Below are 24,883 nucleotides of genomic sequence, written 5' to 3' on the forward strand. Positions count from 1 at the left end.
GGTTCAGCGTGGTCTCAATGGCCCAGCTGAGCCGGGTGTGCAGGTATCGGACCTCTTTCTCGACGATGAGGGTGTGTTGTGCACCTTGGGGGTGTAGAAGACGGTGCGCACGGCGAGAGCAGGTTCGGGTGCGACGGTCTCGTAGAAGCGGAAGTGCTCGACGATCGGTCTGACGGTGTCCCATGAGCTGTAGTGGCGAGCCGACAGCGTTTTGCCGACACCGGGTGCGCCGTGGCATAGGCCGATGTAGCGGTCGCGGCGCACGGCATCGCAGAATTCAACGAAGCGGCGATGCTGCTTGGTGACAACGAATTTCGTTGTGGTAGTTGACTGCTCGGATGAGGGGGCAGCGGTGTGTTGGGTGTCCTGGTCCTGGATGTCGGCCATGACGTGGTCAGTCCTCTCGGTAAAGCTTGAGCGCATGTTTGGGCGCCGAATCCTGGTCGAGGTCGGCTGGCCCACTAGCCGCTACGGCCATCCCAGGCAGCGGGTAGTTGCAGTCGGGCTGATGAACGGCGATGAGCTGGTCGACAACCTTGGCGCGATCACGAAGGCCTTGGCGTAGTTCGCGGCGGCGGGCATTGCGGGCGGCGGTTATTTCCTTGAGCGCGACGGTGGTGCCGGCCAGCTCGGGGCAAATCGCCCGGCAGACGAACTTGTCGTCGTGGAAGATGCGGATCTCTGCCAGGTCGCGCGGGTCGTAGCGGATGGTGACCTGTTCGCCGACGTAGGCGGCCAGCACCGGGTCTAGGTAGCGCAGTCCTTGGAAGTGCACTCCATCGGGGTGGATCTTGCGGGGCTGGGCCACGGTGAGCAGCAGCAGGTCGAGTTGCTCCAACGAGTCGGGCATCCTGGGCAAGAACCCGCCGCCCGACCAGCGCTGTGCTGGTGTTTGGCGGGTCTCGCTGTGCACCCGGTGGTGATAGCCGTCGCTGAGGAACCGCCCGATCGCGGTGTCCAATTCGGGCAGGGTGAGCCGGGCCTGTCCGGCTCGATCAGGGGTTCCGCGTGGCGCGTAGCCGGGCAACGTCGACAGGCACATCTGGTTGACGCTGTTGAACAGCCGCTCGATTTTGCCCCGGCCGCGTGGCTTGCCGGGCAGGGAGAACACCAGTTGGATTTTCAGTTCGGCCGCTACGGTCTCCATATGCCGGGAGGTGAAGTCGCTGCCGTGGTCGGTGTAGAAAACGCCAGGGATGCCGCACACCGGCCAACCGGGATCGGGTTTGCGCCAAATCGCTTGCCGCAGCGCCAAAGCGGTGTTGATCGCGGAGGGTGCCTCCAAGCTGACCATGTAGCCGGCTGCAGCGCGGGAGTGGTCGTCTTCGATGACAGTCAACCAGGGGCGAGCCGGCTTTGCCGACGGCGTGATCACCCATAGGTCCAGTTCAGTGTGGTCGGCCTGCCATAGCTCGTTCGGCCCGCTCGCTTGACGCCGATACACCAAATCGAAGGTCTCCTCGTATCGTTTGGTGCCCTCGTGGGCCAACATCCGCAAGCCCGGATCGAGGCCCGCGACGATCGCGTACACCGTGCTGTAGGACGGCACCGGCCAGTCATGTTGCGGCGCAATCTGGGTCACCTGGCGGTGAATATTTGCCGCACTGATCGGAGGCCGTCGTAATGCCAGCCCCTCGATCAGCGTGACCATTTGATCGGGCAACCCGCGGCGGCCGCAATCAGAGCGTCCAGGACGGACCAGCCCCACTAGTCCTGACTTGCGGTAGCTGGCCAGCCAGCGCTGCGCGGTGCGCAGCGCCACCTCACCCTGACGCGCGGCTTCGGCCAGCGATATCCCGTCGTCCAGGTGTGGGCGCAGCACCGCGTAGCGGGCCATCGCCTGTTCGCGTTGGGCCATGGTCAATGCGGTATCCGCTTCGTCCGGTGTCCTGACCGGCTCTTGCGGGGGGGTCATGATGCGGCCGAGCCGTTGTTAAGGGCCTTGCCCAGATGCCGATAAATGGTGGGTCGGGTGACTCCGAACTCGGCGGCGATCTGCTCGACGGTGTAGCGACGCTTGCCGTGTTCGTCTTTCTCGTCGTACATCTGCTGGGCCAGCTTCACCTGACGGGGACCCAGTTTGGGTTTTTGCCCACCGGTGCGGCCGCGGGCCCGCGCGGCCGCCAGACCGTCCATGGTGCGCTCCGACATTAAAGCGTGCTCGAATTCCGCTACTGCGCCGAGGATTTGGAAGAACATGCGGCCAATAGCCGTTGAAGTGTCGATGCCTTGGTCGAGCACCACCAGATCCACGCCGGCGCCCTGTAGGCGCTTGGACAACTCGATGAGATGCTCCAGCGATCGGCCCAGCCGGTCCAGTTTGGTCACCACCAGCTGATCGCCGACCCGGTTGGCCGACAGCAGAGCTTTGTCGAGCTCTGCGCGGCGGGCCAGCCTGCCCGATACCTTGTCGAGGAAAATCTGGTCACAGCCCGCCGCGGTAAGCGCATCGCGCTGGGCCTCAGGGTGCTGGTCGCGGGTGGAGACCCGCGCGTAGCCGATCCGCATGGCCGGACCGTATCGCCAACCCCCGACAAGTTGACGTTGGCGCGGACACGGCAAGCGTTACAGACCCATCCTGGGGAAACCTCTCGGCGCGGCGAACTGTCACGGGAACGATCGTTAACGAAACACGCCGATGCTGCGTAACGGGGCGGTGTAAGGGATCGTGGCAGGGTGGATCATCAACCTCCTCGACCTGCCGGCTCGGCCGAGCCGGCTCAGTGGCTGATCGACCGGGTAGACCTATGGGATCACCAGCGCTGGCCGACCGGCATGGTCGGTGCCGGCTTTGGGGCCTACGCCCGGCTACTGCATCCCCTCGACGATCACCCCGGACCACTGACCTGGGCGACGGTGGCCCGCGCCAACAGCCGCATTCTCCATCCATCGGCCTGGTGGGAGAAGATCAAGTCCTCAGCATCCTCGGGACGCGGCCGACCGGGCGACCCCATGCGGGGAGACCTGAACGGCTGGGCACTCAAGGCGCTCTGCGCCATCCTCGCCAGGCACACCACGACAGCACAGGCGTGCTGTTTCGCGGTCTGGGAAGGCTGGGGCTGGCTCCACGACCATGACAGTCCGGCGTCGACGATCACCGCCTACTACGCTCCCGACGGTGTGATCCCGGACATCCAACCGCCCCAGCCGGCACCGGCTCAATGGCGACTCGCCACAAGCGGACCCACCTTTTCACTACCCGGCCGCAGATACCACCTGTTTAAAGGCCACATCGACGCCGCCGTACGGATCGGACACTGGGTCAACGAGGACTTTTTCATCCCCCAATCGCCAAGCTTCTTCTGGCCCGCCGACCACACCTGGTGCGTGGCAACCGAAGTCGACTACGACTCCACCATCATCGGCGGTACACGTGAACTTATCGACCAGCTCCGCACATCCGAGATGATCGAGGTCCTACAGATTCCGCCCGACGCCCCATACGAAGATCGCCTAAACGCTTAACCGCACGCGGGTCATCGCGACTATGTGACGCCATTTACCGCTGAAGATTCACCGCCACTTACCTCTGAAAATCACAAGCGCGGCTCCGCCGGCCCGGAGTGCCGACGTCCCGTAAGACTGGTTCGGTGGTCCCTCCCGGTAAAGGGGGGCTAACCGGCATACTTATTACATGGCTGAGCTGAAGATCGGCTACGCCCGGGTATCGACAGTCGATCAAGACCTCACGGCGCAGCGGGAGGCGCTGGCGGCGCTCGGCGTCGACCCGAAGCGAATCTATGTCGACCACGGCCTCACTGGCACGAACCGAGACCGACCCGGATTACGCCAAGCGCTCGCCGCCTGCCGCAACGGCGACACGCTCGTCGTGACAAAGCTCGACCGCCTCGCCCGCTCCGTTCCAGACGCACGCAACATCGTCGACGAACTCACCGCCAACGGCGTGCGTCTCAACATTGGCGGCTCGGTGCACGATCCGACAGACCCGATCGGCCGGCTGCTGTTCACCACGCTGAGCATGATCGCCGAGTTTGAAGCCGACCTTGCTCGCGCCCGGACGCGGGAGGGCATGGCCGTCGCCCGGGCCAAGGGGCGGCTGCGCGGCAAACAGCCCAAGCTCAGTCCACGGCAGGAGGCGCACCTCGTCGAGCTCTACCGCGCCGGAACCCACACCATCGGCGAGCTCGAGGAACTGTTCCCGGTCACCCGCTCGACAATCTACCGGGCGGTCGCGCGCGCGGGTGGGCGAGCGATGGGGACGACAACACAGAGCCCAACACGATGACCGATCTGGTAGGAAGTACCACGCGCGGCATCTTCCGCGACTTGATGACTGACAGCACGGTCAGCGCGATCAGCACTGCATTCCAGGACGAAGGGTTCGCGCCCGACCCTGACTGCCGCTACGAAGACAGCAGCGTACGTCGCCAGACGACGCAGTCGTACCTGGATGCGGTCGACTGGACCGACCCACGACACGTCGGCCGATTTCTCCGGGTCGCCGAACGATTATTCAATGGCTGGGAACCTCAGGGCCTGAGCCAGTTTCACCAATCGCTACGCCGCGACGGCTACCAGGTCGATGAGCAGACCGCCCAGATCACGCCGGTCGGGCCGCAACTCTCGATCGAATCAATCGCAAGGCTCGCGGACCCGTCAGCCATCCGCGAGGGCTTCGAGCGCATCAGGCGTGCGATCAGCGACGATCCCGCGCTCGCGGTCGGCAGCGCCAAGGAACTGATCGAAAGCACCGCCAAAATTGTCCTCAGCGAACGTGGCCAGCCGTTCGACGACAAGTCCGACCTACCTAAACTAGCGCGCGCAGCACAGCTTTCGCTCGGACTGGACCCCTCGAACGGTTCCGGACCGGATGGCAGCGAAGGTGTTAAGCGCATCCTGGGCGCGGTCACAACCATCGCCAATGGACTTGCCGAGCTGCGCAACCGCGGGATGGGCACCGGACACGGTCCGGCAACCGCACGCGTTGGTCTCGGCGTCCGGCACGCACAACTCGCGGTCAACGCGGCGCTCACCTGGTGCCAACTGATGCTCGACACCCTCGCCGACCCCGAAGCGCCCTGGCGCAAAGGTCATTCGTAAGCCGCGGCCAAACGACCACGAAAACAACCAGTTTCGTTCCGTTACTAAGGCGACCCCGACTGGCGCCGCTGGGCGGCGTTGTCCAGAATCCGGCGAACCTCAACTCGGCCTAGGCTGCTCGACAACGCCTGGCGGCCAACCGCTTTGGCGCGCTGGGAGGCGTCGAATTCGGTGACGGCCGCAGCGCGGGCGCGCGCTTGGGCTTGCAGAGCTTGGGCTTCCCGCGCCTCGTCAAGGGCTGCAGGCCGCTCGTCGAGATTTGTTGGACCGTGCCAGGCAAAGATGGTCGCGAGTAAGCCAATTGGCCGGTGCGGGCGGTCGGCGGCCCAATTTCCCACTCCGAGCCAGTCGGTGATCATCTGGTTGACGTCGCGCGCCGTCCAGCCGTGTTGAGCGGGTGCGGCCAGGATTCGCGACCAGGCACCGGGGGAGTGCCGCCGACTCCATGGGGGCGAATCCGGCCGTGCCCGCCAGGCCTTCGCCAGCGCTAGCCCTGCCTTGTCTAGGCCTTGGCGGCGCTGCGCGCCGCCTTGCCGCCGGCCGCCGGGCCGGCGTCTGCGGGTAGTGAGTTGAGAAGAACGGTTTTTTGTAGACAAAAAACGACCGCTTAGCGGGTGGGGTGACACGCTGTGGATAACGGCGGTTAGCTGGCGGTTGTCGTGCAGCGCCCACACTGAGGCCCAGCCACGTCGGCGGTCGCCGACCCGGTAGGAGGCGAACCGTTCACCGCGGGTGCGTTGGCGGCCGCGAAGGACTTCGGTGGCCACGCCGAGAAGTTTCAGTGCCTCGTCGACGCGCTGAATGGTGCGAACGGTGTAGCCGGTTTCGCGGGCTAGGCGCTCGTTGGTGGGCCGGCTGTTGCGGCCGGTGGCGTGATCGGCGTAGCGGGCGCGTGCTGCGGCCACGGCGACGAGGGCTTGGCGGCTGACGCCGCCGTTGCACATCATTGGCCGGATCGCGGTGTAGCGCAGGTCGTAAGCGATGGGCACGGTGAAGTGGGCCCATTTGGCCGCCCCTCCGGTCCAGCATGGAACGCCTCGGTAGGTGCCCTCGCCAGGATCTAGCGTGAGAGCTGCGGCGGCAACCCGATGGCAGCCTGCGGTTAACAGGGCGGTGGCGCGCGGCCGCGTGCTGGCAATGCCGCGGCGTGGCTGTTGGGGGGTGCAACCGCGGTACGGAGACGCCGCGAATTCGGTTGATGGTGACGGTGTAATCGAAAAGACACAGAAATCACGGTGCGGCGCTGGAACAGCACTGAGGTATGCGCTACCGTGAGACGAGTCGACCAAGACACGTCCCTTTCGGGGAAATGGGCCGGAGACCCAGAACCGAGCGCCAACTCGGTTTGAACCTTCAGACACAGGCCCCGCTTCGGCGGGGCCTTCGTCATGTCAGGGGGTGCTCTGTGCCCGCTATTCAGATGTCATGTTGGGCTCCGGCAAGGCGTCGGAGCTGAGTTGTCTACATCGCCAGGGGTAGTACCTCCCGAGCGGGAGACTTTCCGAGTTCGCGAGCCAAGTCGGGTCGCCCCGCGTGAATGGTCACGAGGTCGGCGAGGTATTGCGAGATCGACGAGACTCCCGATTCGCGCCACATTGCTTCTAGTACCGGAACAACTTCGATGGGTGGGCGGACCGAGAACTGCTTGCGTTCGCCCTTGTGATGAGCTGGCATGGCCTTGACTCTTTCACCATGGATGTGGAATCAGCTTCGACACGCCGGGCGCTTCGGTGCCTACAAAACGCCTCTGAACTGCAATTACGGTAAATTGCGCCGTAACGTAATTTTGCGCAAACACTGGGGGGACCAGGAGATTGCTGTTACGCGGCGGCGCCGGCCAGCGCCTGGTGCGCATCGTCCTTCTGGGCCAGCAGGTTGGTCAGCGGGGCCACCGGGGCGTCGCCAATTTCACGGGTTCGGCGCCGCTCGAACTGGGCGGCCAGGCGTGCGTAGATCGGCTCGAGCCGGCTCGGGTAGTGACCTGGCAGGACAATGCCGCCCCAGACGCCGTGTGTGGCGCGCGTAGCCACGGCGTTATAACCGCACCGGCCCAGGAATGGGCAACTGGCGCACCAGCGCTGAGCTTTCGCGTAGGTGTGCGGATTGAAGAACAGTTCTGCGCGTTCGCGGCAGGGCAGTTGGACCTCAGTGCTGTGGAAGACCCTCACAGGTGGCGTCGGCAACTGAAGGCGGCTTACCGGCGCTGTTGGTGCCGGGGCCTTACTTGGGGTGGTCATGGGGCATCCTCCCTGTTCGTGTTCTCACAGCCGGTTTCGTTAGGGGCCGTCAGGCCCGTGCGTCCCGGGCTGGTCGGCCCGCGAGGCACCGTCAATGTAACAGAGGATATGACGGTTCTGACGGTTATGACGGTCATAACGTCATTTTTGACGGAGGGGCGACCTGGGGATTCCCGCCCGCGGGGAAGGGAATTCGAGCAAACCCGCACGTGAGGGCAGCTTTTGACGTCGGTCCCGGCGCGGGACGGGGTTCACCTCAAACCGACAGCGAACGGAGAAGAAGATGACGGATGAGCGCCCTTTCTGACGGTTTGTCGGGCAAAATGCTGGTTATGTCGTGGGAGCGTCTCGGGAGGGAGGTGCGGCTTCGGCGGCAGCACCTCGACCTGACACAACCCGAGATGGCCAAACGCGGGCCACTGTCGGTGACCACGATCCGCTATATCGAGAACAACCGAATAGACCGTCTCAGCCGCCGTTCACGCGAAGCACTCGACCGGGCACTGAATTGGGCGCCGGGCAGTACCGATGCGGTGCTCTCGGGCGGCACCCCCATTCCGGTAGGTGGCACCACTATGCCTGCCGCTGTCGCATCGACCGCCGACTCGGATCCGGCCGCAGCTGTAGATCGTTTTGACAAGGCCCGCTGGATACTGAGGATGCGGCGCTCATTCGCAGAGCACCGCGAGGGGATGAATGCTGCTGCAAGGGCAGCACTTGATGAAGAATTCACCACTGCCGCCCGGGAAATAGAACAAGCGCTCATTTGGATGCTGCCCTGGTTAGGCGATAAGGAACGCGCCGAGGCGATCAAGATTTTGGCCGAACTCCGAGACAGTTAGCGTGTCAGCCCGCTTGGTTAACGTCTGGGTATGTTTGACATCCCTGGGATGCCGAAGGGCCCACAACGTCTTCCCGCCACCTGCACATCAGCCGTCCCGGTGCGCGTCTGCCGTTCCGAGAACGCGGCAGCGCCGGTCGCATCGAGTGTGCGTGACAGCCAGCAGCGTCGAACTCCCGTGCGCACCCTCAGTGAGGCCGAGCAGTGGTGGCACTACAGCCGCCAGTGTGCGGCGGCACTGCACGCCGGCCTATCACCGACGCCGGTGAGCGTGTTTGGACCCGTGCTCGAGCCCGGCGAGACGGCGCTGGTTACCGCCAGTGTCGGCTACGCCCGTTTTTGCGGGACGAACGCCAACTACACGTCCATGCCGTTGATCGTGGCAGGCAGGCCGGCTGTCATGGTGGGCGCGTTGGCGGTCCAGGGTCTGGTCAACCACCGCCGCAAAGCGGCAGCACAACGTCAAGCCGCACCGCAGTGGAGATGGCACCAGACCAGCTCGGTGATCGTGACCACCGACCGGTTGCTGTGCGCCACTCGCCCGCATGGCTTGGTCAGCTTGTGGTTCGGGGACTGTACGGAGTTTCATCCGGACTTGCAGCAATGGACGTTGACGCTCAATTTCGGCTCGATCGCGCCAGTCAGATTCAGCGGGGTGGCCACGCCCGCGCTGAGCTTGTTCAGTGCCCACGGGATCTTCGGCGAGGCCTGGGCTGACGACCCGCGACTGGCCGCACTACTCTCCTAGTTGAGCAGATGAATTTGCTGACCGACCCATGTATCAGCGTGTCAGCGCCGGTAGCATTCCCAGTCATGTTCGAAATGGATCCCGCAGCTACACGTGCTGGTTTGACTGAGGCAGATGCCTCCGCAGCCTCTCAGCCGCCTACAACGGTTGCGGGTCTACGAGTTGGCAGCTACACCCTGCCGCTCCTGCACGCAGCCGACATGGTGCACACCGTGCGTGATGCACAAGTGCAGGCCCACGCCACTGCGAATTCGGTGAATCGCGAAATGAGCGTCGCCGCCGTCGAGGCAACCGAGGTGGCGAATTCCAGCGCATTGAGCTGCTGACAGGAGGCTCTGCACATGTCGTCGCCATGGTCCAGGAACGCCGCTTCGTCGTCGCCAGTGACGCTTCCTCCAGCACCGGCGCCGTTCGCGGTACCACCATCGCTGCCGCCAGCGGCAAGCGGCATCGCTCCCAACCCCCGCCGCCGCTGGCCCTGGGCCGCGGCGGCGCTGCTGGCCGTGGGGGTTTCGGTGGGCACCGGCTCGGCCATCACCTACCTGACCATGCACGACAGCAAACCAGCTGCGCCGACGCATACTTCACCGCCATCTTCAGCGCCGCAATTCAGCAGCACCGAGGTGGCTGGCGCCAAGCAGCACGTCTGCCACGTATTCGAGACATCCGTAGGCCACGAGGGCCAAGGTGGGTTCCGCGTGGAGGGCAAAATCAATGTGCCTGTGAACTTACAGTCGGTCACAAGTGCGATCGCTGTGGAACACGCGCTCGGTCCGGCGGTGCCGCCAGACGTCGCAGCCGCAGCTCGCCGGTATATCGATACGACGTTGGACGTGACCACAGCCGCAATGGGTGGAACACCAACGAGTGAAGTCAACCGCCTGACAGACATATCGAATGCCGCAATCGACACGTTCGCCGACGCATGTGGGATCCCTCGGTAACAGTCATGGCGCTAGTGACCGGTTCGGCCGATTCCTGGGTCGAGCGCAATAAGCAGCAAGCAGGGCAGCTGCTCGGCGTATTCGCCAAGGCCAAGCTGTTGGCAGGCGCACCGAGCATCGGTGCGCAGTCAGGGTTTGGGGGTGATCATCCGAGACCGCAAGGTTTGTTCGCCTCAGTACTCTTTCCGCCATTTGTCTGGCCTGAGGATTCCGAAACAGAGTTGCACAGCCGCGCGGAGGCCGAGGAACAGCGCCAGAGATTACGTGAGGGTCAGGCCGATGACGTTCACACTGCACGAAATACTGTGTTCACCCAAGGAGTTTGGCAAGGCATCGGAGCAGACGCCGCCGACTCTGCCTACGCCAAATTGGAGCAACTACTCAACGAGTCCGCCGCCGCTTCAAAGCTCGCTAATAGGCTCATCGGCCAGGCCGCGTCGGATGTCGAGCGCACGAAACGGCTTATGGCACAGGCCAATACCGCTATGCACGACGAGATCGAAAAACTCCTGCGCAGCGGTAGTGGGCATCCCCTGGCCCAGATCGCAGTGATCACCAGCAAATATCGGGCAATCGTGCAGACACATATGGCAGACCTGCACAGGTACTCTGCCCAGTACACCACCCAGATGCTGGGGAACCTTCACCTGGCGCCAGAGGGTGGAGAAGTCAAGCCTGCCAACTTTGGAACGGATGCCACAACGGACCCGACACCAGAGTCACCTACAGTCGGCGCAGCGCCCGAGAGTGGGCTTACTCACCACGGTGGATCATCGGGCACTCGCGACTCCCTGCAGCCTCATGCGCCTCTGTCGACGAATAATCCGAGTTCACCCAATACGTCCCTACCGAGTGGAGGTCTTCCGTCGCCGTTGGGATCCGGTGGTGGTTTACCGGTGTCTGGTCTGCCGAGTATGCCGGGTGGGGGAGGCGGAGGGGGCTCTCCGCTGTCGGGGCTGCAAGGTTTGTTCAGCGGAATCGGCTTCAATCCGGGTGCTTCGATGTCGCCTGCTGGTCTTGGGTCAGCTTCGTTGCCATCCGCGACACCCTCGGCGGCAGGTATGGATTTTGGGCGGGGGTTGGCGGCGGGAGTGTCGGCAGCCGGTGGTGCGGTATCGGCGCCAATGGGGCCCATGCCACAGACGTTGAGTGGTCCGTTGGCTGCGCCGGCGGGGAGTGCGCCTACAGTTGCGGCTCCGGCCGCGGCGACGTCAGCGTCTGCTCCCGCGGCGGGTGCGGTGTCTGCTCCTTCGGGGATAGGGATGCCTGCCGGATTGACGCCGTATGGGTCGGTGCTGCCACCGGCGGGGCCAGTGGTCTCTGCGCCCAGTTCGGTTCCGGCCGTGCCGCCAGTCCCGGCCGAGGGCGGGGCTCCGGCCGCTAGTCCTGGTGCGGGTTTGGTTCCGGCGGTTAGCGGTCGCGCGGTTGCCGGGGTGTCACGTGACGATGCAGCATCGGATGTCGAGGTCGCGAAGATGGCGGTGGCTGAACTCGCCGGCGCGTCTTGTCTGGTGGATGCTGGCCTTGATTGGGCTGTTGCCGTGGGCCACAACGCATCTGGCGGTACTACATTATGGGTGGCTACTAACGACGGGGCTTGTTACATCCCGCCTGGGGTGTTCTTACGAAACGGTATGGCCGTCGCGGGCGGTTTCGATGAGGATTTCGATGTCCGTTGGATGGGTTGGTCCAACCCGGCCGAGAAGGCGGTACGCGGCGCCCGTGCGAACGGGGACAGAGTCGGCGCGGTGGCAACGACATGGGCGTGGCCGTCGGAGTTCCTGGAGGACCCCGACGAGGGGGTGCGGCAGGCGGCGATTGGTGTGCCACACGGGGGTCCACATGGTCCCGCCTCGGAACTTCGCCGTACGCGGATGCATCGTCTACAGACGGTGAATGCGGGTTTGTACGCGAGTTTGAAAGCGATGGATGAACCGGAAGCGATCGCGTACTGCCGGGAGTTGACTCGGCGGTCGGTATTCGCTGGCGTGGTTGAGCTTTCACAGATTGCCCGGACGGTGGCCGATGCCGTAGTGGCCGGCGGGTGGCCAAAAGCGGAGGAATGGGCGGCTCTAAATGCTGAGTATGAGTCCGATCGTCTGATGATGGCGGCACAGCGTCCGGGGCTGAACGGTTTGGAGGATCCAGACCAGGTCGTAAGTTATGAGAATTTCTTCACTAACTGTCGGCGCCTGGAAATGTTGTTGTGCTGGAAGCGATCTGATTCGTTGATGGTGGCCGACGTGGCCTATGCCGCCTGGATCGCTGGTTACCAGCTGTTACCCAGTTAGTAGGTGTCGCGGGTTCACAGGCTGTGGGGGCTTGGTCAGCGGATGGCGGGCGTCTGTAGGGGTGTTTGTCCGTTTGGTTGTGGTGAGGCGTTTTTTTGCGGGTTAGTTTTGGTGGGTGGTTGGCCCGGTGTCGCAGTTTGTTGCCGATGTGGATCGGGTGCTGACTCGCGCGCATGGGTTGTTTCCCACGTCGGGGGGGTCGGCGGCTGGTGTGTTCGCCGCCAATGGTGGTGGGCGGTCGGTGCCGCCGGTCCCTGCTGGGGGTAGCGGTTTGGGGTCGGGCGCCGCTGGTGCAGGTGACGGTTACGGCGCGGCGCGGGCCGCGGTGACGGGGCTGGATGTGCAGTCTGGCGGGGGGGCTGGTGAGGCGACCGCAGTTGGTCAGCGGGGGGCGCTGGGTGCTGGTTCGGTGCGTGATGGGGCGCGGGCTCAGGCCGATGCGATAGGGAGGGTGGCGCATACGGCTCCGGGGATGCGGTTGATGGTCTCGGCGATGGATGAGCGTTTGGGGGCGATGCAGCGCCAGATCGAGGAGACCACGGCCGAGAATCGGGTGCTGGCGCTGCGGTTGCGGCAGTTGGCGGCGGCGTATCAGGGGTTGCGGATGGGTGGCGGTGCGGGCGGGTTGTCGGCGCTGAGCGCTATCCCGGCGGCTTTCAGCGGGGGCTCGGGTAGTGGGTTTGGCGGCCTGGGCGCTCTGGGCAGCCTGCCGATGTCGATGCTGGGCCGGATGGGCAGGGTTGGTGGTGGTGCGGTCGCTGGCCCGACGATGGGGTCGTCGGGTTTGGCGGCGGGTGCTGCGGGTGTCGGTAAAGGTGCTCTGGCTACATCGGAGGTGTCATTTGAGGGCAAGGGCTTGTGGCCGGGCGGGGCGGCGGCGATGAGTCGGGTTGTTGATGAGGCACTAGACCGCAACGGCATTTCTGATCCGCGAGCTCGTGCGAACTGGAAGAACGGGATGATGACGATCGCTGAGCACGAGTCGAGCTTCCGGTCGGACGCGATCAATGTGTCCGATACGAATGCACATGGTGCGCGCCAGGTCGATGGTGGTCCGTTGAACTCCAGCCGGGGTCCTTGGCAGCTGGTGCCGGGGACTTTTGCGGCGCATCACCAGCCGGGGACGTCGAATCATATTTGGGATCCGGTAGCCAATGCGTGTGCGTCGATGAATTATCTGATGTCGCGTTATGGGGTTGCCCGTGATGGGCATAATCTGCGGGCGTTGGTCGGCCAGGCTAACCCCGGTGTGCATCACGGCTACTAGCTGTCGGCCGCTGCGCAAGCACGTGTGTGGGCCGAGTTTCTGGGGGCAGGTGTGCGTAGATGAGAGCTGTGGTGACTGACGTGGAAGGGACGCTCTGGTGAACGTCACAGAGTTCGTGGCGGCAGTTGACCGCCTTTTGTCGCGCGCTCATGACCTGTTTCCGGCCGAGGGGGGTGCCGGTGGCCAGGTGCCCACGTCGGGCGCTGGCAGCTCGGTGCCGGCGCCCCCTTCCAGTGGGAGCAGCTTGCGCACGGGTGTTTCTGGGGTCGCCGTTTCGTATCAGCAGGCGCAGACGACTGCTGCGGGGTTGGATGAGCAGGTGCGGGAAGCCGCAGCTCAGGCCCTCGCGATCGGTCAGCAGGGGCGTGCCGCCTCGGGCATGATCCGCGATCAGGCCCGCCAGGTGGGGGCATCGGCGGAGTCGCTGGCACGCTATCCGGCTGGAACTCAGCTGCTGGTGGCGGCGATGAATCAGCATCTGTCGGCGATGCAGGATCAGGTGGAGTCGACTCAGAGTCAGTTTCAGGCGGTGTCGGCGACGTTGCGGCAGGTCACCGCCGGTTATCGGAAACTTCCTGGGCACAGGTCAGGAACTGATGCACAGCCACTGGACAATGACAAGCCGCAGGATTCAGGTAAGCCGGGTTGGGTAGTGGGCGATCCTCGGCACAGGCCGTGGGTGGCTGGACCGGGCGGGCCTACCCCTCCAGGTCCTCCGGATGGACCTCGATGGATTGAGATTGGTCCTGGTTCGGGAACGTTTGTGCGAGCTGACGAGATTCCGGGTGTGGTGGTCAAGCAGCCCGGCGATCTTGCGCCCTCCCCGGGTTATGACCACTCCGGCAATCCGTATACGTGGATCGAGTTAGTTCCGCATTCGGGGGTGTTCGCGCCGAGCACCGACTTCCCCGATGCCCGATTCATGGGTCCGAATTCATTGGGGCCGCCGGGCACGTTGGAATATCTTCCGGGTTCGGGGATTTGGGTGCCGCGCGACTCATTGATTCACGAGCCGCTTGCACCCCCTTCGTCGGCCACGCGGGGCGACTAGTATGCCGCGGCTCGGCGCGGTTCGCGTAGTGGATCGGGTGTGCGCGGCGGTTCGCTGCCGTTGAGAAGCTCATCGCCAGCGGCGTGAAGCCGGCGTCACTTTCTTTCCGCCGTTGTGGTGAGGCGTTTTTTTGCGGGTTAGTTTTGGTGGGTGGTTGGCCCGGTGTCGCAGTTTGTTGCCGATGTGGATCGGGTGCTGACTCGCGCGCATGGGTTGTTTCCCACGTCGGGGGGGTCGGCGGCTGGTGTGTTCGCCGCCAATGGTGGTGGGCGGTCGGTGCCGCCGGTCCCTGCTGGGGGTAGCGGTTTGGGGTCGGGCGCCGCTGGTGCCGGTGACGGTTACGGCGCGGCGCGGGCCGCGGTGACGGGGCTGGAAGTGCAGTCTGGCGGGGGGGCTGGTGAGGCGACCGCAGTTGGTCAGCGGGGGGCGCTGGGTGCTGGTTCGGTGCGTGATGGGGCGCGGGCTCAGGCCGATGCGATAGGGAGGGTGGCGCATACGGCTCCGGGGATGCGGTTGATGGTCTCGGCGATGGATGAGCGTTTGGGGGCGATGCAGCGCCAGATCGAGGAGACCACGGCCGAGAATCGGGTGCTGGCGCTGCGGTTGCGGCAGTTGGCGGCGGCGTATCAGGGGTTGCGGATGGGTGGCGGTGCGGGCGGGTTGTCGGCGCTGAGCGCTATCCCGGCGGCTTTCAGCGGGGGCTCGGGTAGTGGGTTTGGCGGCCTGGGCGCTCTGGGCAGCCTGCCGATGTCGATGCTGGGCGGGATGGGCGGTGCCGGCGGCAGCTCTGGTGGGCTTGGCGGGTTGGCGTCGAGCCTGGCGGGTCGCTCGGTGGGAGGGGAGTTGCCACCTGGGGTGGCCTCGGAGAAGGGTTTGCAACGCGACACGATCTTGGCGGCACGGGCGGTGGCGGCTGCGTTTCCCGAGATCCGCACGATCGGTGGGGTGCGGCCGGATTCGTTGAAATGGCATCCCAACGGCCAAGCGATTGACGTGATGATTCCTGATCCGACGTCACCGCATGGCAAGGCTTTGGGGGATGCTGTGATGCGATTTGCGATGGCGCACCGTCAGCAATTCAATATTAACCACGTGATCTGGCAGCAGACGATTCACAATCCTGATGGGTCATCGAGCTTGATGGAGAATCGTGGTTCTCCGACGCAAAACCATATGGATCACGTGCATATTGCAACGAATGGCGGGGGATTCCCGCGCGGCGGTGAGGTGTACCGGCTTTGAGAGGACGGCTGTGAGCGAGCCAGATCGGCTTCCGGGCCGTGGTTTGGTGTTATCGACGCGGGTCCAGGTATCGGGCCACATGTTTTTTGCCCGCCGTGCGGTGTTGGCGATGACGCGCCGTCGGGTGCGGATGGAGGCCGAGCCTGGTCGGCGTCAGTCGATGGCGATTCTGGCCGGCCTCACGGCGTCGGTGGTGTTGTGCGTGGGGGCCCTGTTCTGGTCGTTTGTGCGCCCGGCGAGTTCGGCGGGTGCGTCGCGGGTGTTGGCTGATCAGCAGACCGGCGCTTTGTATGTGGCCGTTGGTGACAAGCTGTATCCGGCGCTGAACTTGGCCTCGGCCCGGCTGATCGCGGGTGAGCCGGTGAATCCGGATCGGGTTCGGCGCAGTGAGATTGATGCCCGGCCTCGAGGATCGCTGGTGGGCATTGCCGGTGCCCCGCAAGAGATGACGGCGACCTCCCCTGGTCGCACGTCGTGGCTGGTGTGCGACGAGATCATCAAGGCGCTCGGCGCGGGGGCGCCCGAGCCGGTGACCGTGACGGTGATCGATGGGCAGCCGCAGCTGGGGGAACGTCACCGTGTCCTGGGGGCCGAGGATGCGGTGCTGCGCCGCTTCGCTGAGGATGTGTGGCTGATCCGCGATGGCCGGCGCTCGCTGATCGACCGGGGATCGCGTGCGGTGTTGTTGGCGCTGGGTTTCGGTGATGACGCGTTGTCCTCGGCGCGCCCGATGAGCCGGGCTTTGTTCGATGCGATTCCGGTGGGGCCGGTGTTGGCGGTGCCGGCGATCGCGGGTGCGGGCTCTGCGGCACGTTTTGCCGGTGCGCCGGGGCCGGTGGGAACGGTGGTGTCGACCCCGCAGGTGGGGGGCCAGACGGCGTACTCGGTGGTACTGGCCGATGGCATACAGCCGGTGTCGGCGTTAGCGGCGCAGGTGTTGCAGAACGCCGGTCCGGTGGGGGCGGGGTCGCCGGTGGTCGCCGGTGCGGTGCTGGCCAAGTTGCCCGTGGTCAACGTGCTGGATTTGTCGGCGTTTCCAGCGGTGCCGCCGCATGTGGTGGACAGCCAGGTGAATTCGGTGGCGTGTTGGCAGTGGCAGCGGGTGTGGGGTGAACCGTCGGCGGCGACGTCGGTGGTGGTGGGGACGTCGATCCCGGTGTCGGACGGTGATGCCGGCAAGGGGGTGGAGTTGGTCAGACCCGGCGGTTCGACGTTGCAGGCCGACCGGGTGTTCTTTACCCGCGACTTCTCCAATTACGTTGTTTCCACGGGTAATTCGCCGACTTCTGCCACATTGGAGTCGTTGTGGTGGGTCTCGGAGTCCGGGGTCAGGTTTGGTGTGGCGCGCGAGGATCAGACGTTGCGGGCGTTGGGGTTGTCGACCCCTCCTCGCCCGGCCCCGTGGTCGGTGTTGCGGCTGCTGGCGGGTGGGCCGATGTTGTCGCGTGCGGATGCACTGGTACGGCATAACGCGTTGCCGGTTGACGGCAACCCTGGGGAGTTGGAGATCCCGAAGTGAAAGATGGGTTCGCCCGATCTAAGCCGGCCGCCGCGCCGGAGATGAAGCCAGCTTCGATCGAGCTTCCTACGCCGCTGAAAATGCCGGCCCCGGAGGGTAAGCCGTGGTGGACTGTGGTGCTGGTGATCGGGCTGTTGGGCCTGGTGGGCGCGATGGTGGGAATCAGCTTTGCCAGCGGTGCGCGTTCATTTACAGGGGTGGGTTCGTTTTTCCCGATTCTGATGGTGGGTGGTCTGGTGGCGATGTTGTTCACCGGACGCGGCGGTTCACAAGAGATGTCGCGCACCAAATTGGATGCGTTGCGGGCCAGGTTTTTGTTGGTGATCGACGAGCTGCGCGGCAACGCCGCCGACGCCGCGGACCGTCTGGATGCTAACTATCGGTGGTATCACCCGCCTCCTGCGACGCTGGAAGCTGCCTTGGGCAGTGCGCGGATGTGGGAACGCAAGGCCGATGGTGGCGATGCGTGGTTTGGCGTGGTGCGGGTGGGTGTAGGCATGACCGACCTGATGGAGGCGGGCGCGGCGAGATTCTCTGAGCCGCAGGACATGCCGACTGACATCGAGCTGGAACCGGTCACGGGCACGGTGTTGCAGGAGTTCGTACGCCACCAGACGGTGGCGTACGGGCTGCCGGCGTTGGTGTCGTTGTTGGTGGAGCCGGGTTATGAGTTGCGGGGTCCGCGCGATGTGGCTTTGGGGTTGATGCGCTCGATCATCTGCCAGTTGGCCTTCTCCCACGGCAGCGATCACATTCGGCTGGTGGTGGTTACTTCTGATGCGGCGGAATGGGATTGGGTGAAGTGGTTGCCCCACGCTGGTGACCTCAGCGTCGAGGATGGTGCGGGGCCGGCCAGGATGGTGTACGCCTCAGTGACGGATTTCCTTGGCGCACAGCAGGACACGTTAGGGTTGCGTTCTCGGGGGGATTTCCTGGCTCGTCACGGGGCGAAGAGGGAACCGATTGCGCCGTTGCCTCACACGGTCGTTGTGTGTGACACCGAACAGGGATGGGAGCGGCTGGGGGATCGCGCCGGCGTGAGCGGGTTGACGTTTTTTGATGTCAGGGGCAGCGGGCAGGTGCCTGCGTGCGCTGAGCTGAAGCGGGTTCTGCACATCAGCGCCGACGGGGTCATCACGGCGGTGCCCCGTGATCTGATGAGCTGGGACGCCAAAGAGGCGCACAGTCCGCAGTTTTTCGCGGTGTGTGACCAGATGAGCCGCGAGGATGCGGAGTCTTTTGCCGAGCGGATGGCTCGCTGGCGGCTGGCCGAAGCCTACGAGGCGCTCGATGACGGCGGTGTTGAACAGTTCATGGCGCGAGACATCTTGTCTTATTACGGGATCAACGACGCCGCCAACATTGATTTCGAGGCGTTGTGGGGTCCGCGCGGTGACATCAATTCGCCGGCCCGGCTGCGGGTACCGTTGGGCAACCGGGCTGATGACAGGGAACTGTTCTTTTTGGATCTCAAAGAGTCTGCTCAAGGCGGTCATGGTCCGCATGGGGTGATGGCGGGAACCACGGGCTCGGGTAAGACCGAGATGCTGCGTACCGCGCTGGTGTCGCTGCTGCTGGGGCATCCCCCGCAGAATCTGCAGTTGATGCTCGCCGACCTCAAGGGCGGAGCTGGGGTCAAACCGTTCGCCGGGGTTCCGCATGTGGCGCATATCATCACTGACCTTGAGGACGATCAGAGCCTGCTGGACCGGTTCGTGGACGCGATGTGGGGAGAGATCGCACGGCGCAAAGCGTTGTGCGACAAAGCCGGAGCCGACGACGCCACGGAATACAACAAGATGCGCTCAGCGCGCCAAGCTGCGGGTCAGGAGCCGTTGCCCCCGTTGCCGGCGCTGCTGGTCATCATCGATGAGTTCGCTGAGCTGTTCAAGATGATGGCCTCGGCGGTGCAGGATGCCCTCGATCAGATCTGCCGCCAGGGCCGGTCGTATTGGGTGCATCTGTTGATCGCCAGCCAAGAAATCGACAATCGCGCAGAGAAGTTGCTGGCGAATATGGGGTATCGGTTGGCGTTGAAAGCCCAGACCCAGGCCGCGGCCACGGCTGTGGGGGTTCCCAATGCGGTGAACCTCAAACGGTCGGGGGACTGCTACTTCCTGCACGGTCCGCCGTCCAATGCCGACGTGACGAAGTTCCGCGGCGAGTGGTTGTGGCGGGAGTACCGTAAGCCGGGAGTGGAGGACCTCTACGACGACAGTTCCGCTGGCCCAGGATCGGTCGCTTACTTTGCACCGCAACTGTTTACGACGGATCTGACGCCGATTCCATCGGCGGACAGCAGCCCTGAGGAGTCCGCCGCCACTGAGGGTGGGTCGGTCGCGGCGGAGGCCGCAGGTGAGAGTGATGCCGAGGTCGAAGGCAATGCCGCGCTGATGCGCCCGAAGGTTGCCCGTATCATCATCGACCAGTTGCGCCAGGTCGACTTCACGCCGTATCGGTTGTGGCAACCGCCGTTGGACGAGCCGTGGAGCATCGAAAAGCTAGTGAACCGGCACCTGGGACGGAATTGGCGCGACGGTTATGTCCGCACCGCCGACTTGGTGTTCCCGATCGGTGTGGTAGATCGGCCGTTCAAGCATGACCAGCATCCGTTGCTGCTGGACGTGTCGGGGCCCGGGGCCAACGTGGTGATTGTCGGCGCGCAGGGCTCGGGTAAGACGACAGCGCTGCAGGATCTGATCTGCGCGGCGGCCATGACACACACTCCCGAACAGGTGCAGTTCTACTGCCTGGCGTTTTCCTCAGCAGCTTTGAGCAGCGTGGAGGGGTTGCCTCATGTGGGGGGCGTCGCTTTGGGGGCGGTGGATCGAGATGGTGTGCGCCGCACTGTGTTTGAACTGTTGACTTTGCTCAAGCAGCGGCAGCGCAGTTTTGAGGACTACCGCGTGATGTCGATGGAGATGTTTCGCAACGTCAAGTTCGGCGGATCGCCGGGCAATGTCGCTGATGACGGGCACGGTGACGTGTTCCTGGTGATTGACAACTGGTCGGGTTTGGCCAGCGAGTATGAGGTGCTGCTGGACCCGGTCAGCAAGCTGATCAAAGAGGGTCCCACCTTCGGGATTCATGTCGTGGCGAGCGTGAGTAGAACCAGCGAGTTGCCGCCGACGGTGCGCACGAGTTTCGGATCACGTGTCGAGCTGCGTCTCGGGGAGACCGTTGACGCGATGTTGGTCAAGCCGCGTATGGCCGATCAGGTACCGGTGGAACGTCCCGGGCGGGGCATGATCGCGCAGAACTATGAGCGCCGTGGTGCCGAACCGGTCGGTCTGCACACGCTGATGGCGCGCCCCACCACCGAAGCCGGCGTTGGTGACGGATGGGATTCTCGCAGCGTCGTGGCGGCCGTTGCCGAGGAGGCCGCGCAGTTCACACCCGCGCGCAGGGTGCGCCGCCTGCCGCAACGGGTGAGCCCGGCGCAGTTGGTGGCGATGGCGGCCGGGGAGTCCGCAGCCGATTCGCCAGTGGTGTGGGCGCTCAGCGAGACCGAACAACCGGTGTTCTTCGGCAGCCAACATCTGCTGGTGACCGGACAGAGCAAGTGCGGGCGCACGTCGGTCTGCGCGGTGGTGATGGGTGAGCTGGCCCGCACTTGTGCGCCAGGTGGACAAGATCAGACACCGGCGCTTACCGATGCCCGCCCGGTTGCGCAGGTGTGGCTGGTTGATCCTCGCCGGCAGCTGCACACCGTGCTGGATTCGTCGTATATCTACCGAGTCGCCTCTACGCCGTCGACGATCAAGCAACGCATGCAGGAGCTGGCCGCAGTCCTTGCCGAGCGTGAGCCCGACGACAACGCGTTGGCGGGCTCGATCGGGCAGGTTAGCTGGAGCGGTCCGGAGATCTGGCTGGTGATCGACGATGCCCAGCGACTACCTGCTGGATTTGATTCTCCGCTGGAACCGATCGCGCGTTTTGTGGAGGCAGGTGCCGATGTGGGCCTGCGGATCATCTATACCCGTGCTTTCGGGGGGCTCATGTCCTCCATGGGGGCCGATCCGGTGCTGCGTAGGTTGCGGGAGTCCAGGGCTGCGCTGTTGGTGATGGATTCCGACCCTGACGACGGTTTTATCCAGGGAAGGTGGAAGGGCCACCCGATGCCTCCGGGCCGGGGGTACCTGATGAACACCGCCGAATCCGGGGAGTCGGGGATATATGTGCAGGTCGCAGACCCGGGGCTGGGCGTGTGAGCTCCCCGGATCACGCACATGAAGGCGCAGATGGCGGTAGGCTCCTGACAAGTCCAAGAAGAAATTCATCAACGGTTCCGATACACTAGCGTTTCTTATGGGAGGTTTTGCGATGTTCATGACGGCATTACCGGGGTCGATGGAGGAGACAGCATCAGCCCTGTCGGCAATTGGCGGGGCAGTTGCGGCGGGCAACGCCGCCGGGGCGGCCCCCACGCTGGGCGTGGTGCCCCCGGCAGCCGAGCCCGCGTCGGCGCTGCTGGCTGCGGCGTTCGGGACCCACGCTGGGGTGTATCAGGTCAGCGCGGCCATCGGAACAGTGATTCATCAGATGTTTGTGGCGACGCTGGGCGCCAGCGCGGGCAGCTACACCGCCGCCGAGGCTCTCAACATCACCGCGATGCTCTGACCGGGACGCAATGACCACCTACGAGGTGCCACCAGAGATCAACTCGGGCCGGATGTATGCCGGCCCGGGTTCATCGTCGTTGGTCGCCTCGGCCGCTGCGTGGCAGGCGCTTGCCATGGATCTAGGTTCGGCAGGTGCGGCGTTCAACGAGGTTGTTTCGGCCCTGGCTTCGCAGGCGTGGCTGGGACCGTCGGCGATATCGATGGCTCTGGCAGCAGCACCGTACGTGGTATGGATGATCGCTACCGCCGGGCAATGCCAGGAAGCGGCGGCTGCGGCGGGCGCAGCAGCAACGGCGTTCGAAGCAGCACGCGCGGGAGTGGTTCCCCCTCCGGTCATTGCGGCCAATCGCAGCACTTTGATGTCGTTGTTGGCCACGAACTTCCTCGGGATCAACACTCCGGCGATCGCGGCCAACGAGGCGGCATATGACGAAATGTGGTGCCAGGACACGACTGTGATGTACGGGTTCGCCGCCGACGCGGCGGGCATCACGGGCACGTTGGTGCCCTTCGTGCCACCGGCTGCCAACTCCAACCCGATGGCCCTGGCCGCCCAGGCCGCCGCTGTGGGGCAATCAGGCGGATCGGCAGCCGCGCAGCAGCCGATGAATCTCGCCAGCCAGGGGGGAGGGTTGGCCAGCCTGCCCGCCGGCATCGATGCGCAAACCATGCTGAGCATGGGCCCGCAGCTGGTGACGATGATTCCCCAAGCGCTGCAAGGACTTTCCTCACCGTTGAGCAGCGGACTATCGCCTGCCAGCGGCTTGGGTCAATTCCAGTCCCTGCTGTCGCCGTTTATCGGGATGCTCAACAATCCCGGCATGCTGGGGATGGGAACCGGCGGTGCCGGTGCCGCCGCCGGAGGGGTGGGTTCGGGCTTGTCCGGTCTGGGCGGAGTCGGAGGGGCCGGGGGTGCCGTCGAGGCGATGGCCGGGCGGGCGGCCTCGTTGGGTGGTTTGTCGGTGCCGGCGACATGGACCGCCGGCAGCAGTACCGAATCGACCGCGGGGGCGCGGACGGCGGCCACCCCGCTGGTCGCTACCTCCGGCACCGGAGCGGGATCTGGTGCGGTACCGGCCACCGCATCAGGGGGCTCGTTCGGTGGCGCCCCGATGGCCGCGGGGCTGGGCAACCGCGGTGCCACGGGTGGGGGAACGCCGCGTTACGGGACACCGGTGAAAGTGTTCGACCGGCACTAGTGTTCCTGCCCCGCATTCGCTATAGGGAATGGTGAAGACCGACACAACATCTTTTTGCAGGTTTCTTGTCATCGCCGTTGCCGAGCCTTGTGACCCGCCAATAGACTTGGTGTTCAGCAACGCGAAAAATATCTGCATTTCAGTTCCCCAAATTGAGGAGAGAGAAGGAATATGACGACACGCTTTATGACGGACCCGCACGCGATGCGTGACATGGCCGGCCGTTTCGAATCCCACGCACAGACCGTTGAGGATGAGGCCCGCAAGATGTGGGCATCGTCGCAGAACATCGCTGGCGCAGGTTGGAGTGGCCAGGCGCAGGCGACCTCGTTGGACACCATGGGCCAGATGAACCAGGCCTTCCGCAACATCGTCACGATGCTGCACGGTGTGCGCGACGGGCTGATCCGTGACGCGAACAACTACGAGCAGCAGGAACAGGCTTCTCAGCAGGTCCTGAGCAGCTAGCCAGCGACGAGCAACCCCAGCGAGCGTAGGAGAACCCAGAGAAATGTCCATCAACTATCACTTCGGCGACGTCGACACTCACGGGTCGACGATCCGCGCGCAGGCCGCCTCACTGGAGGCCGAGCACCAGGCCATCGTGCGCGACGTGCTGGCTGCCGGTGACTTCTGGGGCGGCGCCGGTTCGGCGTCCTGCCAGGAATTTATCACCCAACTGGGACGCAACTTCCAGGTCATTTACGAGCAAGCCAACGCCCACGGGGCTAAGGTTCAGTCCGCCGGCAGCAATATGCACGGCACCGACGGCGCGGTCAGTTCCGCGTGGTCGTCGGTCTAAATTCCCACGGTCCCAACGCGGCGGCACCTGCCAGGTGCCGCCGCGCTTGTCGTTAGAGGTGCTCCCTTGGTAACTCCCACCGCAACAGACATCACCGTCAACCTCGATGGTTTATGGCTCCTGCAGGCACTGGTCGGGGTGAATCGTCTGGCCGCGGAGTTGCGTGGCCGACCCTGTGGGCAACCCCGTTCGATGAAGTGGATCGCCCAACACCCGGGTCTGGCGGTCTTGGTAGCGGAGGGGATCTGTGATGAGGCTGCGGTGGTTCGCTCCGACATCGCCACCCGGATGCGTGTGCTGGGTACACCGGACGTCGAGGTCGTTGTCTTGGTGTCACACGGGCCGATGACCTGGTCATCGGAGGTCTTGATGGACGATCCGTCGAGCTGGAGGGCGATCCCTGACGGGCAGCTGCGGATTGTTTTGGCCCGGCGCGAAGGCCGCTGGGCTTCGGCCGTCCGCGCCGGGTCGCACGTCACGATCGACGACTGCGCGGCAGCGGTTGATGCCGACGGGCTGGTCCGCCTGGTTTGCGACGCCCTGGACTCGGTGCACTACGTCGAGCCGGCCAGGATCAGCGCCGTCAATGTGCCCATGGACGGTATCTGCACCGCCGCGGCCGAACTTTCCGGGATCTCGACCGCCGGCCTCTCGCAGCAGGCAGCGCTGAAGTCAGTCGGATTCAGCGGCACCACCCTGGCCCAACTGACAGAGGCTCTCCAAGAGCCGGTCGCTGAGGCTGTGCTCTATGCGCGGGCCTACGTCGAGGGCGCCGCCGTAGCCGGCGAATCAGTGCTAAATCTGCGCGATACGAAGTCCGGGCGAGTCGCGCTCTATCGGGTCAATCCGCCTCGTGGTAGCCACCAGCAATGGATGGCCGTGGGACCGGCCCACCAGGGACAGATACGCCACGGCGTACTGGCGGCACTTGACAGCGTGGCGGTGAACTCTTGGGACACCCACGAACGAATGTGCTGAGAGCACGAAACTTTGTTGTGCCGCTGACGTTGCGGCGTGCAGTTAGCCCCAGCAAACATTTTCGAATAATATCGTTCTGGC

At 64.5% G+C, this 24,883-nt stretch carries 24 protein-coding genes; 16 read left to right on the forward strand and 8 right to left on the reverse strand.

Annotated elements, in window-relative coordinates:
• Nucleotides 1-3: 3 nt before the first annotated feature.
• From QXK92_RS31395 to QXK92_RS31405, 3 genes are read right to left on the reverse strand one after another with little or no spacing between them, the layout of a single operon-like run.
• Nucleotides 4-387 (reverse strand): AAA family ATPase, encoded by a 384-nt coding sequence (locus tag QXK92_RS31395; RefSeq protein WP_306248332.1) that lies wholly within the window; start codon nucleotides 385-387, stop codon nucleotides 4-6.
• 7 nt (nucleotides 388-394) lie between these two features.
• Entirely contained in the window at nucleotides 395-1,858 is a 1,464-nt protein-coding gene (locus QXK92_RS31400; protein WP_055576340.1) for a Mu transposase C-terminal domain-containing protein, read from the reverse strand.
• 53 nt (nucleotides 1,859-1,911) lie between these two features.
• Nucleotides 1,912-2,508: a recombinase family protein gene (locus QXK92_RS31405; protein ID WP_306248334.1), complete on the reverse strand. Its 597-nt coding sequence runs from the start codon at nucleotides 2,506-2,508 to the stop codon at nucleotides 1,912-1,914.
• Nucleotides 2,509-2,676: 168 nt separating this feature from the next.
• Here QXK92_RS31405 and QXK92_RS31410 point away from each other — a divergent pair, with 168 nt between their 5' ends.
• The 3 genes from QXK92_RS31410 (at nucleotide 2,677) to QXK92_RS31420 (ending at nucleotide 5,061) form a co-directional block, all read left to right on the forward strand.
• On the forward strand, nucleotides 2,677-3,465 hold the full coding sequence (locus tag QXK92_RS31410; RefSeq protein WP_306248336.1) for a hypothetical protein: 789 nt from the start codon (nucleotides 2,677-2,679) through the stop codon (nucleotides 3,463-3,465).
• A 169-nt stretch (nucleotides 3,466-3,634) separates the two neighbouring features.
• Nucleotides 3,635-4,246 (forward strand): recombinase family protein, encoded by a 612-nt coding sequence (locus QXK92_RS31415; protein ID WP_069432807.1) that lies wholly within the window; start codon nucleotides 3,635-3,637, stop codon nucleotides 4,244-4,246.
• Nucleotides 4,243-5,061, forward strand: a complete 819-nt coding sequence (locus tag QXK92_RS31420) for an abortive infection family protein (protein WP_069432808.1) — start codon at nucleotides 4,243-4,245, stop codon at nucleotides 5,059-5,061. Before QXK92_RS31415 ends, QXK92_RS31420 begins: the two co-directional genes overlap by 4 nt.
• 44 nt (nucleotides 5,062-5,105) lie before the next feature.
• On the opposite strand, the gene QXK92_RS31425 is transcribed toward QXK92_RS31420, so the two are convergent.
• From QXK92_RS31425 to QXK92_RS31435, 3 genes are all read right to left on the reverse strand, one after another.
• A complete protein-coding gene (locus QXK92_RS31425) occupies nucleotides 5,106-6,050 on the reverse strand; it encodes a helix-turn-helix domain-containing protein (protein ID WP_306248338.1) in 945 nt (314 codons plus the stop codon).
• 472 nt (nucleotides 6,051-6,522) lie between these two features.
• Nucleotides 6,523-6,735, reverse strand: a complete 213-nt coding sequence (locus tag QXK92_RS31430) for a hypothetical protein (protein ID WP_082658411.1) — start codon at nucleotides 6,733-6,735, stop codon at nucleotides 6,523-6,525.
• Nucleotides 6,736-6,881: 146 nt separating this feature from the next.
• Entirely contained in the window at nucleotides 6,882-7,298 is a 417-nt protein-coding gene (locus tag QXK92_RS31435) for a WhiB family transcriptional regulator (RefSeq protein WP_082658410.1), read from the reverse strand.
• A 290-nt stretch (nucleotides 7,299-7,588) separates the two neighbouring features.
• Between QXK92_RS31435 and QXK92_RS31440 the strand changes: the two genes are divergently transcribed.
• Both QXK92_RS31440 and QXK92_RS31445 read left to right on the forward strand, forming a co-directional pair.
• On the forward strand, nucleotides 7,589-8,140 hold the full coding sequence (locus tag QXK92_RS31440; protein ID WP_055576773.1) for a helix-turn-helix transcriptional regulator: 552 nt from the start codon (nucleotides 7,589-7,591) through the stop codon (nucleotides 8,138-8,140).
• A 30-nt stretch (nucleotides 8,141-8,170) separates the two neighbouring features.
• On the forward strand, nucleotides 8,171-8,887 hold the full coding sequence (locus QXK92_RS31445; protein ID WP_156452325.1) for a hypothetical protein: 717 nt from the start codon (nucleotides 8,171-8,173) through the stop codon (nucleotides 8,885-8,887).
• 169 nt (nucleotides 8,888-9,056) lie between these two features.
• Here QXK92_RS31445 and QXK92_RS31450 read toward each other — a convergent pair whose 3' ends face one another.
• Together QXK92_RS31450 and QXK92_RS31455 are read right to left on the reverse strand one after the other, a co-directional pair.
• Nucleotides 9,057-9,422 (reverse strand): hypothetical protein, encoded by a 366-nt coding sequence (locus QXK92_RS31450; RefSeq protein WP_055576771.1) that lies wholly within the window; start codon nucleotides 9,420-9,422, stop codon nucleotides 9,057-9,059.
• A gap of 810 nt (nucleotides 9,423-10,232) precedes the next feature.
• Nucleotides 10,233-10,478, reverse strand: coding sequence for a hypothetical protein (locus tag QXK92_RS31455; RefSeq protein WP_156452323.1), 246 nt, complete (start codon nucleotides 10,476-10,478; stop codon nucleotides 10,233-10,235).
• Nucleotides 10,479-11,264: 786 nt separating this feature from the next.
• Here QXK92_RS31455 and QXK92_RS31460 point away from each other — a divergent pair.
• The 11 genes from QXK92_RS31460 (at nucleotide 11,265) to QXK92_RS31510 (ending at nucleotide 24,802) form a co-directional block, all read left to right on the forward strand.
• Nucleotides 11,265-12,122 carry a chemotaxis protein gene (locus QXK92_RS31460; RefSeq protein WP_306248342.1) on the forward strand — a complete coding sequence of 286 codons (858 nt, stop codon included), beginning with the start codon at nucleotides 11,265-11,267 and terminating at the stop codon, nucleotides 12,120-12,122.
• Nucleotides 12,123-12,249: 127 nt separating this feature from the next.
• On the forward strand, nucleotides 12,250-13,389 hold the full coding sequence (locus tag QXK92_RS31465; RefSeq protein ID WP_306248345.1) for a transglycosylase SLT domain-containing protein: 1,140 nt from the start codon (nucleotides 12,250-12,252) through the stop codon (nucleotides 13,387-13,389).
• A gap of 244 nt (nucleotides 13,390-13,633) precedes the next feature.
• Nucleotides 13,634-14,440, forward strand: coding sequence for a hypothetical protein (locus tag QXK92_RS31470; protein ID WP_156452322.1), 807 nt, complete (start codon nucleotides 13,634-13,636; stop codon nucleotides 14,438-14,440).
• Nucleotides 14,441-14,602: 162 nt separating this feature from the next.
• A complete protein-coding gene (locus QXK92_RS31475; RefSeq protein WP_306248348.1) occupies nucleotides 14,603-15,682 on the forward strand; it encodes a hypothetical protein in 1,080 nt (359 codons plus the stop codon).
• Entirely contained in the window at nucleotides 15,639-17,201 is a 1,563-nt protein-coding gene (eccB, locus tag QXK92_RS31480) for a type VII secretion protein EccB (protein WP_306248350.1), read from the forward strand. The genes QXK92_RS31475 and eccB overlap by 44 nt, the downstream gene beginning before the upstream one ends.
• Nucleotides 17,198-21,412: a type VII secretion protein EccCa gene (gene eccCa, locus QXK92_RS31485; RefSeq protein ID WP_055576759.1), complete on the forward strand. Its 4,215-nt coding sequence runs from the start codon at nucleotides 17,198-17,200 to the stop codon at nucleotides 21,410-21,412. Before eccB ends, eccCa begins: the two co-directional genes overlap by 4 nt.
• Nucleotides 21,413-21,530: 118 nt before the next feature.
• Entirely contained in the window at nucleotides 21,531-21,821 is a 291-nt protein-coding gene (locus tag QXK92_RS31490; RefSeq protein ID WP_371934627.1) for a PE family protein, read from the forward strand.
• A gap of 10 nt (nucleotides 21,822-21,831) precedes the next feature.
• Nucleotides 21,832-23,022, forward strand: coding sequence for a PPE family protein (locus QXK92_RS31495; RefSeq protein WP_055576761.1), 1,191 nt, complete (start codon nucleotides 21,832-21,834; stop codon nucleotides 23,020-23,022).
• A 171-nt stretch (nucleotides 23,023-23,193) separates the two neighbouring features.
• Nucleotides 23,194-23,490 (forward strand): WXG100 family type VII secretion target, encoded by a 297-nt coding sequence (locus QXK92_RS31500; RefSeq protein ID WP_055576762.1) that lies wholly within the window; start codon nucleotides 23,194-23,196, stop codon nucleotides 23,488-23,490.
• 43 nt (nucleotides 23,491-23,533) lie between these two features.
• Nucleotides 23,534-23,824 carry a WXG100 family type VII secretion target gene (locus tag QXK92_RS31505; protein WP_055576763.1) on the forward strand — a complete coding sequence of 97 codons (291 nt, stop codon included), beginning with the start codon at nucleotides 23,534-23,536 and terminating at the stop codon, nucleotides 23,822-23,824.
• A gap of 66 nt (nucleotides 23,825-23,890) precedes the next feature.
• Nucleotides 23,891-24,802, forward strand: coding sequence for an ESX secretion-associated protein EspG (locus tag QXK92_RS31510; protein WP_063892811.1), 912 nt, complete (start codon nucleotides 23,891-23,893; stop codon nucleotides 24,800-24,802).
• The last annotated feature ends 81 nt before the right edge of the window (nucleotides 24,803-24,883 follow it).

The sequence above is a fragment of the Mycobacterium sp. TY815 genome (assembly GCF_030755135.1).
In the GTDB taxonomy this organism is placed as follows: Bacteria; Actinomycetota; Actinomycetes; order Mycobacteriales; family Mycobacteriaceae; genus Mycobacterium.